This window comes from Bacillus sp. Bos-x628 (assembly GCF_040500475.1).
Taxonomy (GTDB): Bacteria; Bacillota; Bacilli; order Bacillales; family Bacillaceae; genus Bacillus; species Bacillus maqinnsis.
Genome location: NZ_CP159358.1, coordinates 272,201 through 287,456 on the forward strand (window position 1 = coordinate 272,201; position 15,256 = coordinate 287,456).

General features: G+C 40.8%; 21 protein-coding genes. All 21 read left to right on the plus strand.

Translation table 11 applies throughout. The features are described from left to right. Nucleotides 1-210: 210 nt before the first annotated feature. The 21 genes from ABVJ71_RS01430 (at nt 211) to ABVJ71_RS01530 (ending at nt 15,159) form a co-directional block, all read left to right on the plus strand. Nucleotides 211-738 (plus strand): YqhR family membrane protein, encoded by a 528-nt coding sequence (locus ABVJ71_RS01430; RefSeq protein ID WP_353855268.1) that lies wholly within the window; start codon nt 211-213, stop codon nt 736-738. A gap of 92 nt (nt 739-830) precedes the next feature. Beyond that, nucleotides 831-1,274: a type II 3-dehydroquinate dehydratase gene (gene aroQ / locus ABVJ71_RS01435; RefSeq protein WP_353855269.1), complete on the plus strand. Its 444-nt coding sequence runs from the start codon at nt 831-833 to the stop codon at nt 1,272-1,274. Beyond that, nucleotides 1,271-2,335, plus strand: coding sequence for a Xaa-Pro peptidase family protein (locus ABVJ71_RS01440; protein WP_353855270.1), 1,065 nt, complete (start codon nt 1,271-1,273; stop codon nt 2,333-2,335). Before aroQ ends, ABVJ71_RS01440 begins: the two co-directional genes overlap by 4 nt. 25 nt (nt 2,336-2,360) lie before the next feature. Then, a complete protein-coding gene (gene efp / locus ABVJ71_RS01445; RefSeq protein WP_353855271.1) occupies nt 2,361-2,918 on the plus strand; it encodes an elongation factor P in 558 nt (185 codons plus the stop codon). A 173-nt stretch (nt 2,919-3,091) separates the two neighbouring features. Beyond that, entirely contained in the window at nt 3,092-3,376 is a 285-nt protein-coding gene (locus ABVJ71_RS01450) for a YqhV family protein (protein WP_353855272.1), read from the plus strand. Nucleotides 3,377-3,442: 66 nt separating this feature from the next. Continuing rightward, nucleotides 3,443-4,366, plus strand: a complete 924-nt coding sequence (gene spoIIIAA, locus ABVJ71_RS01455) for a stage III sporulation protein AA (protein ID WP_353855273.1) — start codon at nt 3,443-3,445, stop codon at nt 4,364-4,366. Next, nucleotides 4,360-4,875: a stage III sporulation protein SpoIIIAB gene (gene spoIIIAB / locus ABVJ71_RS01460; protein WP_353855274.1), complete on the plus strand. Its 516-nt coding sequence runs from the start codon at nt 4,360-4,362 to the stop codon at nt 4,873-4,875. The genes spoIIIAA and spoIIIAB overlap by 7 nt, the downstream gene beginning before the upstream one ends. Nucleotides 4,876-4,894: 19 nt before the next feature. Next, nucleotides 4,895-5,101, plus strand: coding sequence for a stage III sporulation protein AC (gene spoIIIAC, locus ABVJ71_RS01465; protein ID WP_353855275.1), 207 nt, complete (start codon nt 4,895-4,897; stop codon nt 5,099-5,101). Next, nucleotides 5,089-5,511 (plus strand): stage III sporulation protein AD, encoded by a 423-nt coding sequence (spoIIIAD, locus tag ABVJ71_RS01470; protein ID WP_353856510.1) that lies wholly within the window; start codon nt 5,089-5,091, stop codon nt 5,509-5,511. The genes spoIIIAC and spoIIIAD overlap by 13 nt, the downstream gene beginning before the upstream one ends. 20 nt (nt 5,512-5,531) lie before the next feature. Further along, nucleotides 5,532-6,725 carry a stage III sporulation protein AE gene (gene spoIIIAE / locus ABVJ71_RS01475; RefSeq protein ID WP_353855276.1) on the plus strand — a complete coding sequence of 398 codons (1,194 nt, stop codon included), beginning with the start codon at nt 5,532-5,534 and terminating at the stop codon, nt 6,723-6,725. Nucleotides 6,726-6,739: 14 nt separating this feature from the next. After that, entirely contained in the window at nt 6,740-7,369 is a 630-nt protein-coding gene (gene spoIIIAF / locus ABVJ71_RS01480) for a stage III sporulation protein AF (RefSeq protein WP_353855277.1), read from the plus strand. Beyond that, nucleotides 7,362-8,033 carry a stage III sporulation protein AG gene (spoIIIAG, locus tag ABVJ71_RS01485; RefSeq protein ID WP_353855278.1) on the plus strand — a complete coding sequence of 224 codons (672 nt, stop codon included), beginning with the start codon at nt 7,362-7,364 and terminating at the stop codon, nt 8,031-8,033. Before spoIIIAF ends, spoIIIAG begins: the two co-directional genes overlap by 8 nt. Continuing rightward, nucleotides 8,033-8,665, plus strand: coding sequence for a SpoIIIAH-like family protein (locus ABVJ71_RS01490; RefSeq protein WP_353856511.1), 633 nt, complete (start codon nt 8,033-8,035; stop codon nt 8,663-8,665). The genes spoIIIAG and ABVJ71_RS01490 overlap by 1 nt, the downstream gene beginning before the upstream one ends. Before the next feature lie 194 nt (nt 8,666-8,859). Then, on the plus strand, nt 8,860-9,342 hold the full coding sequence (gene accB, locus ABVJ71_RS01495; RefSeq protein WP_353855279.1) for an acetyl-CoA carboxylase biotin carboxyl carrier protein: 483 nt from the start codon (nt 8,860-8,862) through the stop codon (nt 9,340-9,342). An 11-nt stretch (nt 9,343-9,353) separates the two neighbouring features. Next, on the plus strand, nt 9,354-10,703 hold the full coding sequence (accC, locus tag ABVJ71_RS01500) for an acetyl-CoA carboxylase biotin carboxylase subunit (protein WP_353855280.1): 1,350 nt from the start codon (nt 9,354-9,356) through the stop codon (nt 10,701-10,703). A gap of 25 nt (nt 10,704-10,728) precedes the next feature. Next, complete coding sequence (locus tag ABVJ71_RS01505) at nt 10,729-11,136, plus strand: Asp23/Gls24 family envelope stress response protein (protein ID WP_353855281.1); 408 nt, start codon at nt 10,729-10,731, stop codon at nt 11,134-11,136. 210 nt (nt 11,137-11,346) lie between these two features. Continuing rightward, entirely contained in the window at nt 11,347-11,742 is a 396-nt protein-coding gene (nusB, locus tag ABVJ71_RS01510; protein WP_353856512.1) for a transcription antitermination factor NusB, read from the plus strand. Nucleotides 11,743-11,753: 11 nt separating this feature from the next. Continuing rightward, nucleotides 11,754-12,605, plus strand: coding sequence for a bifunctional methylenetetrahydrofolate dehydrogenase/methenyltetrahydrofolate cyclohydrolase FolD (gene folD / locus ABVJ71_RS01515; protein ID WP_353855282.1), 852 nt, complete (start codon nt 11,754-11,756; stop codon nt 12,603-12,605). A gap of 70 nt (nt 12,606-12,675) precedes the next feature. Next, entirely contained in the window at nt 12,676-14,022 is a 1,347-nt protein-coding gene (gene xseA / locus ABVJ71_RS01520; protein ID WP_353855283.1) for an exodeoxyribonuclease VII large subunit, read from the plus strand. After that, a complete protein-coding gene (locus ABVJ71_RS01525) occupies nt 14,019-14,279 on the plus strand; it encodes an exodeoxyribonuclease VII small subunit (RefSeq protein ID WP_353855284.1) in 261 nt (86 codons plus the stop codon). Before xseA ends, ABVJ71_RS01525 begins: the two co-directional genes overlap by 4 nt. Then, on the plus strand, nt 14,269-15,159 hold the full coding sequence (locus ABVJ71_RS01530; RefSeq protein WP_353855285.1) for a polyprenyl synthetase family protein: 891 nt from the start codon (nt 14,269-14,271) through the stop codon (nt 15,157-15,159). Before ABVJ71_RS01525 ends, ABVJ71_RS01530 begins: the two co-directional genes overlap by 11 nt. The last annotated feature ends 97 nt before the right edge of the window (nt 15,160-15,256 follow it).

Below are 15,256 nucleotides of genomic sequence, written 5' to 3' on the forward strand. Positions count from 1 at the left end.
AACCTACGTTTCCTGTAATTTACTTGCAATTCCGTATACTTTTATTGTACAGGAATTTAATCGAAATCACTAGCACACAGGTCGATTATCTACTAGAATTCTATCTACCTCTTTTTAGCCAGTATACCCTTATATAAAAATTTTACACACACGACTTGAAATCCTTTTTTTCATTACATTTTGGGCATACTACTTGTTGGAGGTGTTCGTATGAAACGTGATGAAAAGAAAAACAAAGAAGAGAAAAATCAGCCGACCCAAACCACTTTTATGCTTGGAAGAGTAGCTGCTACAGGCGTTTTCGGCGGTGTTTTTTGGGGGTTTATTGGGTTTTTGACCCATATGTTTCATTTTTCAGAAGTGAGTCCGAATATGCTTTTGCAGCCTTTTGTGCTCGGAGAGTGGAAAAAAGGCGGACTGGGGACATTTATCAGCCTCATGATATTAGGCATTTTATCCATTGGAGCGGCTTTTATTTATTACGCCCTTTTAAAAAGGATAAAAGGTTTCTGGATGGGTTTAATTTATGGAGCCATATTATGGGTGCTTGTATTTTATGTATTTAATCCTATTTTTCCTGATGTCAAGCATGTTCAGGATTTAAAGCAAAGCACCATTGTGACGACATTTTGCCTATATATTTTATATGGCATGTTTGTTGGGTACAGCATTTCATTTGAATACAATGAATTAACGAGTGACAAGCTGGCGAGAGCGCTCGGGAAAAGATTAGAATAAAGTGTAAATCAACCATTCATATGGTAATATATTTTCTAAAGAAAAAGAAACAGATATCTATATGGATTGAATTAGGGTGAAGGAGTGGTCATATGCCTCATTTTCTCGTGCTGAATGGACCAAATCTAAATAGGCTTGGCAAAAGAGAGCCTGCAGTTTACGGAAACAAGACGCTGACGGATTTAGAAACCGATTTGTTTCAGTTTGCAGAAAGAGCAAATATTCAATTAACATTTTTTCAATCTAATCACGAAGGTGATTTGGTCGATGCCTTGCACGAAGCAGAGGATCAATACGATGGTGTTGTGTTTAACCCGGGTGCTTTTACCCATTATAGCTATGCGCTGAGAGATGCTATTGCAAGTATTTCTTTATCTGTCATCGAAGTACATATAACAAATGTTCATAAGAGAGAGGAATTCCGCCATCATTCTGTTCTTGCTCCAGTATGTCAGGGTCAAATTGTTGGACTTGGTTTAGAAGGATATAAATTGGCGATCCGTTATTTAGTCAGTGAAGGGGGAGCAGCATCATGAAGCTTGAGAAACTAAGAAAGCTGTTAACCGAATTGAAGATTGATGGTCTTGTCATTACAAGCAGCTTTAATTTACAATACATGACGAGCTTTACTGGATCAGCAGGTCTTGCAGTGGTATCAAAGGATCGTGCGGCATTTATTACTGATTTTCGCTACACAGAACAAGCCAAAGATCATGTAAAAGGTTATGACATCATTGAACATAAAGGAAACATTGTTGAAACAGCAGCCCAAACGGCAAAGGAATTTGGGGTGAAACGTCTTGGTTTTGAACAAAATTATATGACATTTGCAACTTATCAGCAGTATGTGGACAATGCAAGTGGAATAGAGCTTGTTCCTGTCTCAGAATCGGTTGAAAAGTTGCGCTTGATTAAGTCAAGTGAAGAGATTAAGATATTAGAGGAAGCTGCGAAGATTGCAGATCGTGCCTTTGAACATATTCTCACTTACATCAAGCCGGGGCTGACAGAGATTGCGGTCATGAACGAGCTTGAATTTTTCATGAGAAAAGAAGGTGCGGAAGGATCTTCATTCGATATGATTGTGGCCTCAGGGGTTCGTTCAAGCCTCCCGCATGGTAGAGCTAGTGAAAAGGTGATCCAATCTGGTGATATGGTTACACTAGATTTTGGTGCCTACTATAAAGGTTATTGTTCTGATATGACAAGAACGATTGCAGTAGGAAAGCCAAGCGACAAATTGAAGGAAATTTATCATATCGTATTAGAAGCAGAAAACGCTGGTGTGGATAGAATCAAGCCAGGCTTAACAGGAAAAGAAGCTGATCGCATCACACGTGACATCATTGAAAAGTATGGCTACGGTCAATATTTCGGCCATTCGACTGGTCACGGGCTAGGAATGGAAGTACATGAAGCACCTGCTCTGTCCTCTCGCTCACAGGTCGTGTTAGAAGAGGGCATGGTTGTGACCGTTGAGCCTGGGATTTACTTGCCGGATGTCGGCGGCGTGAGAATTGAGGATGATATTGTCCTAACAGCTAACGGCAATAAACGATTAACCCACTCACCGAAAGAATTAATCATATTAACATGATGATGAAATGTAGGAGGAAGACAAAATGATTTCAGTAAACGATTTTCGTACAGGCCTGACAATTGAAGTGGATGGCGGTATTTGGCGTGTCGTCGATTTCCAACACGTAAAACCAGGAAAAGGCGCAGCGTTTGTACGTTCTAAATTACGTAACTTACGTACTGGAGCCATTCAAGAAAAAACATTCCGTGCTGGTGAAAAAGTAGCAAAAGCTCAAATCGAAACAAAAACGATGCAGTATTTATATGCAAATGGTGATCAGCATGTATTTATGGATACAAGCTCATACGAACAGCTTGAATTAAATGAAGCACAAATTAAAGATGAGCTGAAATACTTGCTTGAAAATATGTCTGTTCAAATCGTCATGTACGGTTCTGAAACACTTGGCGTTGAACTTCCAAACACAGTAGAACTAGAAGTAGTAGAAACTGAGCCTGGTATAAAAGGTGACACAACATCAGGTGGAACAAAACCTGCGAAAACAGAAACGGGTTTAATCGTCAACGTTCCTTTCTTTGTCAATAAAGGAGATAAACTAGTAATTAATACAACAGACGGTTCATACGTATCAAGAGCTTAATGAAGTGAAAAGCTGTAAACCTTGTGTTTGCAGCTTTTTTTTATTTGAAGTAATGTTTGTTCCTTCGCATGTCTCTTCACTATCTATTCTCTCATCTTTTTCTCTTACTTTTTGAAAAAAAGACTACTTCCAGAGATTGAAGCATATAGTGTTAAAAAAGCTGGAGGTTCTTTATGAAACAATTTCTTTTCCCAGGCATTCATCCGTCAGTTGCTCTAATGGCAGGTATGAGGTTTTTATCTGCAACGATTGAACTGACGGCTGCCATCCTCATCTTAATCACAAATGATGTACGCAAAGCTGTTGTGATAAATAGTATTTTAGCGATGATTGGACCCCTCATTTTTATTATCACAATGACCATTGGAATCTATCAAATTGCAGGACAGTTCTCCTATGCAAAACTCATTTTGATTTTCCTTGGGGTCGTATTTATTCTCGTTGGGATTTATAAATAAAAGGGCTTGGCATAATTCACAACACACATCATACATTTTAGAGAAGAAAAAAAGGAGGGGGATTCGTTGCGGAGTTTGTTGGATATTCTCCCGCACTCTATTGGACAAGAACTCAGCTTGCTAAAAGAAGCAGAATGGGCGCAAATAGAAGAAATCCGCATTCGAACTTGCCGCCCCATTGAACTGATTCAAGGGGGAAACCCGCACTTTCTTTCCTATTATACAACAGCAGAAGATGCTTCTCAGTTGTTAGGCAGGCTAAGCAATTACAGCATGTACACACTTGAAGAAGAATTGAAACAAGGCTATATCACCATATCGGGCGGACATAGGGTAGGGCTTGCAGGAAAGGTGATCGTCGAAAACGGATCAGTCAAAGGCTTAAGAGATATTTCTTCATTTAATATTCGAATAGCAAAAGAAAAGATAGGAATTGCACTCCCGTTTCTTCCTTATTTATATGAAAAAAATTGGTGCAACACGCTCATCATTGGTCCTCCCCAAACAGGTAAAACGACCTTGCTACGTGATTTGGCACGTCTGATTAGTACTGGAACAAAAGAGATTCCGTCCAGAAAAACAGGGATTATTGATGAGCGCTCCGAGATTGCCGGGTGTATCAGAGGGGTGCCGCAGCATCATTTTGGACACCGGATTGATGTGCTGGATGCGTGTCCAAAGGCAGAAGGATTGATGATGATGATTCGCTCCATGAGCCCTGAAGTCATCATTGTAGATGAAATCGGAAAAAGTGAAGATGTACAGGCACTTTTAGAAGCCATTCATGCAGGTGTGACCATCATCGTGTCAGCCCATGGGTACTCACTTGAAGATATATGGAAACGCCCCTCTTTTCAAACATTGCGGCAGCATCGTGTATTTAATCGATATGTCGAATTAAACAGGGAAAATGGTCCTGGAACCATTGGGCGGATTTATGACCAAAACGGACAAGAGATGAAATGGAGGCGAGGAGTGGACGTATGTTAAAACTCATTGGCGCTATTTTCATTGTCGCAGCAACGACATGGGGAGGCTTTGAGTTTGCTAAAAGATACAGCGACCGGCCAAAGCAAATTAGGCAGCTTCGGTTTGCCTTGCAGTCTCTTGAAGCCGAAATTATGTATGGACAAACACCTCTAGAGCGTGCTGCAGACCAAATTGCTTCGCAAGTAGGTCCGCCCATTAGCCGTCTGTTTGAGCAATTTGCAGAAAAGCTCAAGGTCGGTACCTTTTCTGCTAGGCATGCATGGAATGAAAGTTTGGAAGAGGTGTGGAAAATGACCGTTTTGAAAAAAGGCGAGTATGAAGCGCTTAAGCACTTTGGAGAAACACTTGGCCAGCATGATGTCATTGCCCAGCAAAAGTATATCAAACTTGCTTTAGGACATTTGGAATCAGAGGAGAAGGAGGCTGAAATCGCTCAAGCTAAAAACGAAAAGATGGTAAGAAGCCTCGGGTTTTTAAGTGGATTGCTACTGATTCTTTTATTGATGTGACAGGAAGGGAGTCGAGAGCATGGGCGTTGATGTAGACGTCATTTTTCAAATTGCGGGAGTGGGCATTGTGGTGGCCTTTCTCCATACCATTTTAGATCAAATGGGAAAAAAGGAGTATGCCCAGTGGGTGACGCTGCTTGGGTTTATTTACATTTTGTTTATGGTGGCAACCATTGTGGATGATTTGTTTAAAAAGATTAAAGCCGTATTTCTATTTCAAGGGTAGGGGAGGGCTTACAAATCGAAATTATACAAATTGTCGGACTTGGTTTAATCGCCACTTTTTTAGCATTAATCGTCAAAGAGCAAAAGCCGACCTTCGCCTTTATGCTAGTTGTGTTTACAGGGTGTGTCATTTTTCTTTATTTAATTGATCAAATCTATGCCATTATCTCGATGATTGAAAAAATTGCCGCAAATGCCGGCGTGAACATGAAGTATGTTGAGACCATTTTAAAGATTATTGGGATTGCCTATATTGCAGAATTTGGATCTCAGCTGACAAAGGATGCCGGACAAGGAGCTATTGCTTCAAAAATAGAACTTGGCGGTAAAATCCTCATATTGGCCATGGCAGTCCCCATTTTAACAGTCATCATTGAGACCATATTAGGCATGATTCCTTCCATGACTTGATTGAAAAGAGGTGAAGAGGGGTGAAACAGATTATTGCCGCAATTGGGCTCATGCTTTCCTTATGGCTGATTGCCCCGCTTGCTTATGCAGAGGGAAAGGAACCTGAAAAAAGTGAAGAACCAGTCGCAGAAGAAGTGGCTAATGGACAGGCTGATGCACTTGAGCTTAGTTCCATCAGTGACTTCTGGGAAACGATTTTGGACGAGTATGGCGGCTTTCTGCCAGAAAGCCAAAAAGGCACAGTGAAAGAAATGATTGATGGCGACAAAGAACTGTCTCCACAAACGTGGCTCAAAGCGTTTGTTCAATATCTCTTTCACGAGGTCATTGCAAATGGGAAACTGTTAGGAACCCTTATTTTACTTACCATCTTTTGTTCTCTTTTGCAACTACTGCAAAATGCCTTTGAACAAAGCACTGTCAGCAAAGTCGCTTATGCACTTGTTTATATGGTGCTGATCATTATTGCGCTCAACAGCTTTCATGTTGCGATCTCCTATGCAACAGAAGCTATTCAAACGATGACCAGTTTTATTCTTGCTCTTATTCCTCTTTTATTAGCACTCATTGCTTCATCAGGAGGGCTTGTCTCAGCCGGCTTTTTTCATCCTGTTATTTTATTTCTGATGAACACGAGCGGCATTTTTATTCAATCTGTTGTCCTTCCGCTGATCTTCTTGTCGGCCATTTTAAGCATCGTAAGCACCCTGACCGAACAATACAAAGTTACGCAGCTTGCCCAGTTGTTAAGAAACGTTGCCCTCGGCGGACTTGCGGTCTTTCTGACCGTTTTCCTTGGCGTCATTTCAGTACAAGGTGCATCTGCTGCCATCAGTGATGGAATCGCGTTGCGTACTGCAAAATTTATTACTGGAAATTTCATTCCTGTCTTAGGAAGGATGTTTACGGATGCAACTGATACAGTCATCAGTGCTTCTGTGTTGCTGAAAAACACCGTTGGACTTGTTGGTGTCGCCATTTTGATTTCAATTGCTGCCTTCCCAGCCATTAAAGTCTTGTCGCTTGCCCTTATCTACAAGCTTGCGGCTGCCATCCTTCAGCCTCTAGGCGGCGGACCAATCATTAGCTGTCTTGATGTGATATCGAAAAGTGTTCTCTATATATTTGCCGCACTTGCTGTTGTGTCGCTCATGTTCTTTTTAAGCATCACCGTCATCATCACCGCCGGTAACCTCACAATGATGATGAAGTAAGGGGGGGAACACCTTTGGGCTTTCTCACAGAATGGATTACGAGCATTATCTTATTTATCCTATTTGCGATTGTCATTGATCTTTTGCTTCCTAATTCAAGCATGCAAAAGTATGCAAAAATGGTTGTCAGCTTACTATTAATTGTGGTAATGCTTAATCCCATCTTTGCCTTATTTCGAGCTGATCCTGATCAAATCTTCTCAGAATTAATGAAAGGCAAGCAAGAAGCACAGTCAGATGAAATAAAAAATCAGATGAAATTAGAAAAAAAAGAAATACAAGCTTCTCAGCGTGCATATATTTTAAAGCAAATGGCTGTCCAACTAGAAAAAAGCGCAAAGGAGTCACTGGAGAAAGAGAACTATGAAATGAAACAGGTAGAAGTGTTGACAGATGAGGAGCACCTTGATCAGAACATGGAAGCAAATCAGTTTCGTATCAAAGCGGTCATTTCTCCATTAACTCAGGATGCTGTAGAAACTGTGGCAAAGGTTGAAATTGATCTCTCCAGTCAAAAGGAAGAGAGAGCTGGATCGTCACAAGAGATGGTGAGGGTGAAAAAGGAGCTTGCAGAGATATGGAATATGAATCCTGAACACATTACAGTGCATATTGAGGGAGGTGACACGGTAGATCATGAATAATCAAGACTGGAAACAGAAGCTGAAAGCATTGTTCCAAGCACCTGAAAAGGGTGAGGGAAAACCGAAATTAACCAAACATCATTACTTGTTACTCGTTTTCATTATCGGGGTGTCTTTCATGCTAGTCAGTCAAATGCTGTCACCGCCATCAAGCAATAAACAGGCAGTCGTTCCCGCTTCTAAAAAAACACATTCAGAAGAGCAAGCGGTGTTTAAACCTTCATCAACAGGTAAATCGAAGGACTCCATTGAGGATGTTGAGCAAGAATATGAAAATCAGTTAAAAGAAATTTTAGAGACCATCATTGGGGTCGAAGATGTTTCTATTGTTGTCAATGTGGACGCAACTTCTTTGAAAGTATTTGAAAAAAACACATCCAATAAAAGCACAACAACTGAAGAAACAGATAAAGAAGGCGGAGTGAGAAGTGTAACCGACCAGACAAAGGAAGAAGAGATTGTGATTATCAAAAATGGCAATGAAGAAACACCAGTCGTCGTTCAAACGAAAAAACCAGAAATTCGTGGTGTCCTCGTTGTTGCTCAAGGAGTAGACAACGTTCAAATAAAAAAAACCATCATTGAAGCTGTTACACGAGTGCTTGATGTACCGAGCCATAGAGTAGCTGTTGCCCCTAAAAAAATCAAGGAGGATTCGGAATGATGTTAAAAAAACAAACGGTTTGGCTATTAACGATGCTAAGTTTAGTTGTCGTATTAAGTGTGTACTATATTATGTCTCCGCAAGGTGAGAACGCAGTGACAGTAGAGGATACAAAATCAAAAGGAACTGAAGAGAAAAAGACAGAAACAGAAAAAGGAACTGATAAAGGAACAGAAAAAGGCAGTGACTTAAAGTCTTCTGACAAAGAAACAAGCGGTGAACAAGAGGATGTTGAAACAAGTGGTGAAGAAGGAAAAGCTGTTTCAGAGCAAACAGACGACGAACTCTTTACAACTTATCGGCTAGAGCTTGAAGACAAACGAAGCAAGCAGCGCGAAGAATATAATGAGATCGTCTCTAGTGACGATGCAACAGCTCAAGAAAAAAGTGAAGCCTATGATCAAATGACGGCACTCAGCGAGGCAGAAGGAACAGAGCGCCAGTTGGAAACATTGATCAAAACAAAAGGCTATAAAGATGCGCTTGTAAGTGCTGAAGGAGATAAAGTGAGCATTACAGTGCGTTCTGATAAAAAATCAAAGTCTCAAGCAGCGGATATTATTGATATGGTCACAAATGAAATCAAAGGATTAGATAACGTTGCCGTCACGTTTGAGCCGTCCAATCAATAAAAAAATGAAAAAACGTCCTTGACCAAAAAGGGCGTTTTTTCATGCGGTTTGACGCCTTGTTTAAGAGGTGCGTACAATGTGCCTGATCACAATAGTAGTTGAATTCAACGAAATCCTCCTGTAAGATGATTATAGTATGTACTTTTAGTACTAGCCTATAAAAAAGATAAATCCATACATAGAGGTGCAAATCCATGTTAAAAATTGAAGAAATTCATGAACTGATTAAATTAATTGACGAATCCACAATTGATGAATTTACGTACGAAAACGAAGGAGCAAAAATTAATCTCAAAAAAAATAAAGAAATCGTTCAGCAAGTTGCGGCACCTGCACAAGTGGCTCCTGTCCAAGCAGCTCCAGCACAACAAGCTCCTAAAGCACAAGCTTCTGCTCAGACCGAAGCCCCTGCGCAAGAGGCAACTGCATCTGAAAATCTGCATAAAATTACATCCCCAATGGTTGGCACATTTTATGCTTCATCTTCACCAGAAGCAGATCCTTACGTGACAACAGGGTCTAAGGTGAAGGAAAATACAGTTGTATGTATCGTTGAAGCGATGAAACTGTTTAATGAAATCGAAGCAGAAGTAAAAGGCGAGATCGTCGAAGTGTTAGCGGAAAACGGTCAGCTTGTAGAATTTGGACAACCCCTCTTTCTAGTGAAAGCAGAGTAAGGAGTACGATCATGATTAAAAAGCTATTAATTGCAAACAGAGGAGAAATCGCAGTTAGAATCATCCGCGCTTGCAAAGAGCTAGGAATAGAAACAGTGGCAGTATTTTCTGAGGCAGATCGCGATGCACTGCATGTTCAAATGGCTGATGAAGCATATTGCATCGGACCAAAGGCATCAAAGGACAGTTACCTAAATGTTACAAACATTGTCAGTGTGGCAAAGCTTACGGGTACTGATGCTATTCACCCAGGATACGGCTTCCTAGCTGAAAATGCGGACTTTGCAGAGCTATGCGAAGAGTGTAATGTGATCTTTGTTGGTCCAACTGCATCAGCTATTTCTAAAATGGGAACCAAAGATGTGGCAAGAGAAACAATGAAACAAGCAGGTGTACCAATTGTTCCTGGTTCTCAAGGAATTGTAAAAGATCTTGATGATGCGGTTTCAACGGCAGCAGATATTGGGTATCCTGTTATTATTAAAGCAACTGCAGGCGGCGGTGGTAAAGGTATCCGCGTGGCTCGTACAGAAGAAGAGCTGATTAACGGAGTGAAAATCACCCAGCAAGAAGCCGCACAAAACTTTGGGAACCCAGGAGTCTACTTGGAGAAATTCATTGAAGACTTTAGACACGTAGAAATTCAAGTGCTTGCAGATCAGCATGGCAATACCATTCACCTAGGTGAGCGTGATTGCTCGATTCAAAGAAGAATGCAAAAGCTCCTTGAAGAAACGCCTTCTCCAGCCTTGAATGCAGATATTCGCGAGCAAATGGGTGAAGCAGCAGTGAAAGCCGCCGAGGCTGTTGAATACACAGGAGCAGGAACGGTCGAATTCATTTACGATTATAATGAAGAGAAGTTTTACTTCATGGAAATGAATACACGTATCCAAGTGGAGCATCCTGTTACGGAAATGGTCACAGGTGTCGATTTAATCAAAGAACAAATTAAAGTTGCATCAGGTGAGCCGCTTTCTCTTACGCAAGATGAAGTGGTCTATGAAGGCTGGGCAATTGAATGCCGTATTAACGCAGAGAACCCGGAGAAAAACTTTATGCCTTCTGCTGGTGAGATTAAAATGTATCTTCCACCAGGCGGTTTGGGTGTACGTGTTGATTCTGCAGCTTATCCAGGATATGTCATTCCGCCATATTACGATAGCATGATTGCAAAAGTAATCACGTATGCTAAAACGAGAGAAGAAGCCATTGCAAAGATGAAACGTGCACTTCAAGAATTTGTCATTGAAGGAGTGTACACGACAATTCCATTCCACTTAAGACTGCTGGAGCATGAAACGTTTGTGAGCGGTCATTTTAATACGAAGTTTTTAGAAACGTATCAAATCATGAAATAATCACAGTTTTCGGAGGTGAATGATCGTGTCAGAAAACAATTTGCTTGAAATGAACCTTGATGAAGATCAATTGGGGAAAGTGCAAATTGCACCAGAAGTGATTGAAGTAATTGCAGGGATTGCAGCTTCAGAGGTTGAAGGAGTCGCTGAAATGCGCGGCAACTTTGCTGCTGATGTAGCAGAACGTTTTGGAAAGAAAAATCACCGTAAAGGTGTAAAGGTAGATGTCTCTGATGAAGGCATTACAATTGATGTGTATTGCGTGGTTGAATTTGGTCTATCCATTCCAAAAGTATCCACTGCTGTTCAAGAAAATATTCGTCAAACCCTTTTAAACATGACTGCCTTAACCATTAATGAAATAAACATTCATGTGGTCGGCATTCAGTTTGATACAAAATCACCTGAGGCTGAAGTAGATCAAGAAATGTAAAAGCGGTTTGAAATGAAACCAAGGAGGTATCCCCTCTTTGGTTTTTTAAAATCTTATTTTTGGGCAAGTTCCGAATATTGATTACGTCACGTGTTTATTTATTCGTTTTTTATCAAAGCTGGCATGGATCTTGGTGCGACCTCGGTCAAAATATGTTATGATCTCTGTATGGCTTAACGACAAGCGGATAAATGGTTAAAGGAGTAAATGATGAAGAGAAGAACTGCAAGAGAAAAGGCGCTACAAACATTATTCCAAATTGATGTCAGCAATATTGATCCGAAAGAAGCAATCACGCATGCTCTTGATGAACAAGAATCAGACCCTTTTTTTGAGGAGCTGGTTTTCGGTGTGCTTGAATACAAGGATAAGCTAGATGAAATGATTTCAAAGCATCTTGTGAATTGGAAGTTTGATCGTATTGCAAATGTAGACAGAGCCATTTTAAGATTGTCTGTTTACGAAATGGTTTATCAAGAAGATATTCCGGATAGTGTCTCAATGAATGAAGCCATTGAGCTGGCCAAACTGTTTGGTGATGATAAAGCGCCGAAATTTGTAAATGGTGTCCTTTCGAATATTAAAAATGACCTAAAGCAGCAATAGGAGGATTTGACATGACAGCAACGATCATTGATGGGAAAGAAACAGCAAAAGAAAAGCGTAAGCAATTAGCACAAGAAGTAGAAGAGCTAAAACAAAAAGGCGTCACACCTGGTCTTGCCGTTATTCTGATCGGGGATGATCCAGCCTCACTTTCTTATGTACGCGGGAAGAAAAAAGCAGCGGAAGCGATGGGTATGCACTTTCAGCTTGATCATTTAGATGCTTCTTTAACAGAAGAAGAATTGCTAAAGCTTATTGATCAATATAATGCTGATGATCAATTCCATGGGATTCTTGTTCAGCTTCCACTGCCAAAACACATTTCTGAAAAAGCCGTCATTGAACGTATTTCACCAGAGAAAGATGTTGATGGTTTTCACCCATTAAATATCGGGAAAATGTTACTTGGGGAAGACACATTCCTTCCTTGTACACCAGCGGGTATTATTGAGCTGCTCAACAAAACAGGTGTTGATCTTTCTGGGAAAGAAGTTGTTGTGGTCGGACGAAGCAATATTGTTGGCAAACCTGTTGGTCAATTGCTCTTGAACGAAAATGCAACTGTCACCTATTGCCATTCAAAAACAGCTAATATTTCAGAACACACGTTAAAAGCGGATATTCTAGTTGTTGCCGTCGGTCGAGCAAACTTTATGAAAGCTGACCAAATAAAAGAGGGCGCTATTGTCATTGATGTAGGAGTGAATCGTTTGGATAATGGTAAACTTGTGGGAGATGTTGATTTTGAAGAAGCGAAAGAGAAAGCTTCATATATCACACCTGTTCCTGGCGGAGTCGGTCCAATGACCATTACCATGCTTGCACATAATACTGTCAAATCAGCAAAACGTACATTAGCATAAGCTTTATTCATTCATCCACCTGCATCTTGCTGGTGGATGAATGTGCGTTTTTGAAGAGGAGGAATACGTCATGAGTGAAAGAGCCTTTGTGACGGTCACAGCCCTTACAAAATACATAAAAAGAAAATTTGATGTTGACCCTCATTTAGAAGACATCTGGATTAAGGGTGAGTTATCTAATGTAAAAATTCACTCTAGAGGTCACGTTTACTTCACCTTGAAAGACGAGCATGCTCGAATGCAAGCTGTCATGTTCCAGCGTTCTGCATCGAAGCTGCCTTTTTCACCAGAGAGCGGAATGAAGGTGTTAGTGCGCGGCGGAATCCAAGTATATGAGCCGAGCGGCAACTATCAATTATATGCAAAGGAAATGCAGCCTGATGGTGTGGGGGCGCTTCATCTTGCTTATGAAGAGCTGAAGAAAAAATTGGCAAGTGAAGGCTTATTTGATGTGCGATATAAAAAGCAAATTCCTGAATATCCAGAAGTAGTTGGCGTCATTACATCACCAACTGGTGCAGCGGTTCGTGATGTCATTACAACCATCAACCGGCGCTACAAGCAAGCCAAAATCATTGTGCTTCCGGCGTTAGTCCAAGGAGAAAATGCGACTCGTTCCATCGTTGAACGAATCAAAGAAGCAAACGAAAAAAAGCTGTGTGATGTCTTGATTGTCGGAAGAGGCGGAGGTTCGATTGAAGAGCTTTGGGCTTTTAATGAAGAAGCAGTCGCAAGAGCAATCTTCGCTTCAGACATTCCGATCATTTCTGCGGTAGGACACGAAACGGACTTTACGATCAGTGATTTTACCGCCGACATGAGGGCACCTACACCAACAGCAGCAGCCGAGCTGGCTGTTCCAAGTACAACCGATTTAATTGAACGAATCAAATCCATTGATGTCCGCTTAACAAGGGCTGTGAAAAATCGATCCTCCCAAGCAAGGGAGCGACTTGTTGCTCTTCAATCTTCATATGCTTTCCGTTTTCCAAAACGATTACAAGAGCAAAAGGAACAGCAATTCGATATGGTATACGACCGTTTTCAAAAACAACTGTTGAGACAGATAGAATTAAAACGTGGTCAACTTGAGCGCCAGATATACAAACTAAAACCTCTTCATCCAAAAGAGCAACTGCTTCAGGCGAAAAAACGTCATGCAAAGGAAACAGACCAACTCATCCGCGGGATGAATGTACAATTAAAATCAATTCATTCGCAGTTCCAATCCGTTCTTGGTAAACTAAATGCATTAAACCCGCTTCAGGTGATGGAAAGAGGCTACAGTTTAGCTTATAAAGAAGATGAACTGATTAAAAGCGTGAATCAAGTAGAAACGCAAGATCAACTGACGATTACGATGAAAGACGGACGTCTCATTTGCGAAGTGATTGAAAAGGAGGGGCAGTCATCATGACAGAATCAAACAAAACAAAAAAAGAACAAATGACATTTGAAGAAGCAATGAAAGGTCTTGAAGAGATTGTAGGCAAGCTCGAAGAAGGAGACGTTCCACTTGAACAAGCCATTCATTATTTCCAAGAAGGCATGACACTTTCAAAGCTTTGTCATGAAAAATTACAACATGTTGAAAAGCAAATGGACTTCATTTTAAAAGAGGACGGTGAGCTCGCTCCTTTTTCAGTGAAGGAGGCAGATGCTGGTGACAAATAAATTAAATGAATTTTTAATCACACGAAAACAGACCATTGAAGATTACCTATTTACATATGTTCAAAAATTACACATCCCAGAAAATCTGAAATCTTCTATGCTCTATTCACTAGAAGCAGGCGGAAAAAGGCTCCGTCCTATTCTTGTCCTAGCACTATTACATGCTTATGGGAAAAATGAGAAAGACGGTATACCGGTAGGCTGTGCAGTTGAAATGATTCATACGTATTCTTTAATTCATGATGATCTTCCATGCATGGATGATGATGATCTCCGCCGAGGAAAGCCAACCAATCACAAAGTATACGGCGAAGCAACGGCTGTTCTTGCCGGTGATGCACTTTTAACCGAAAGCTTTCGCCTGATCACCTCTCATTTATCTGATCATGTACCCGCAGAGAAAAAGTTGAAAATCATAGATGAGCTGGTACAGTCAGCCGGTGCGCGAGGAATGGTTGGTGGTCAATTTGATGATATGGAAGCAGAGCAAAAACAAGTATCTCTTGCTGAGCTAGAATCAATCCACGCCCGAAAAACAGGAAAACTGCTGACATTCAGTGTGACTGCGGGTGCTATTTTAGCAGGCGCACCTGATGATGAAATCGAAAAGTTGAAAGAATTTAGCTATCATATTGGGATTGCATTCCAAATACGTGATGATATTTTAGACCTTGAAGGAAGCGAAGAAAAAATAGGGAAGCGTGTAGGCTCTGATACAGCAAACGAAAAGTCGACATACCCTTCTTTATTAACGCTTTCAGGAGCAAAAGAAAAACTAGATGAGCATATGACTTGTGCGAAAGAGATTGTCTCAAAGCTTAAGCTAGAGCAGCACTTGTTGCATGATTTATGTGATCTGATTGCCTCAAGAGATCATTAAAAACAGCCTAGATTTGGGGGTTCTCAAGCAATTGTGGTAAACTGTAAACAGCTTATCATGATGAGACAACTCTTATCCTTTTTTTGATTTGTGCAGG

Bases quoted from the DNA above. Each gene is read 5' to 3' on its own strand.
- spoIIIAB (WP_353855274.1), top strand. From the start codon at position 4,360: ATGTTAAAACTCATTGGCGCTATTTTCATTGTCGCAGCAACGACATGG.
- xseA (WP_353855283.1), top strand. From the start codon at position 12,676: ATGAGTGAAAGAGCCTTTGTGACGGTCACAGCCCTTACAAAATACATA.
- ABVJ71_RS01525 (WP_353855284.1), top strand. From the start codon at position 14,019: ATGACAGAATCAAACAAAACAAAAAAAGAACAAATGACATTTGAAGAA.
- ABVJ71_RS01440 (WP_353855270.1), top strand. From the start codon at position 1,271: ATGAAGCTTGAGAAACTAAGAAAGCTGTTAACCGAATTGAAGATTGAT.
- spoIIIAG (WP_353855278.1), top strand. From the start codon at position 7,362: ATGAATAATCAAGACTGGAAACAGAAGCTGAAAGCATTGTTCCAAGCA.
- nusB (WP_353856512.1), top strand. From the start codon at position 11,347: ATGAAGAGAAGAACTGCAAGAGAAAAGGCGCTACAAACATTATTCCAA.
- aroQ (WP_353855269.1), top strand. From the start codon at position 831: ATGCCTCATTTTCTCGTGCTGAATGGACCAAATCTAAATAGGCTTGGC.
- ABVJ71_RS01450 (WP_353855272.1), top strand. From the start codon at position 3,092: ATGAAACAATTTCTTTTCCCAGGCATTCATCCGTCAGTTGCTCTAATG.
- ABVJ71_RS01490 (WP_353856511.1), top strand. From the start codon at position 8,033: ATGTTAAAAAAACAAACGGTTTGGCTATTAACGATGCTAAGTTTAGTT.
- folD (WP_353855282.1), top strand. From the start codon at position 11,754: ATGACAGCAACGATCATTGATGGGAAAGAAACAGCAAAAGAAAAGCGT.
- spoIIIAC (WP_353855275.1), top strand. From the start codon at position 4,895: ATGGGCGTTGATGTAGACGTCATTTTTCAAATTGCGGGAGTGGGCATT.
- accB (WP_353855279.1), top strand. From the start codon at position 8,860: ATGTTAAAAATTGAAGAAATTCATGAACTGATTAAATTAATTGACGAA.
- efp (WP_353855271.1), top strand. From the start codon at position 2,361: ATGATTTCAGTAAACGATTTTCGTACAGGCCTGACAATTGAAGTGGAT.
- ABVJ71_RS01430 (WP_353855268.1), top strand. From the start codon at position 211: ATGAAACGTGATGAAAAGAAAAACAAAGAAGAGAAAAATCAGCCGACC.
- accC (WP_353855280.1), top strand. From the start codon at position 9,354: ATGATTAAAAAGCTATTAATTGCAAACAGAGGAGAAATCGCAGTTAGA.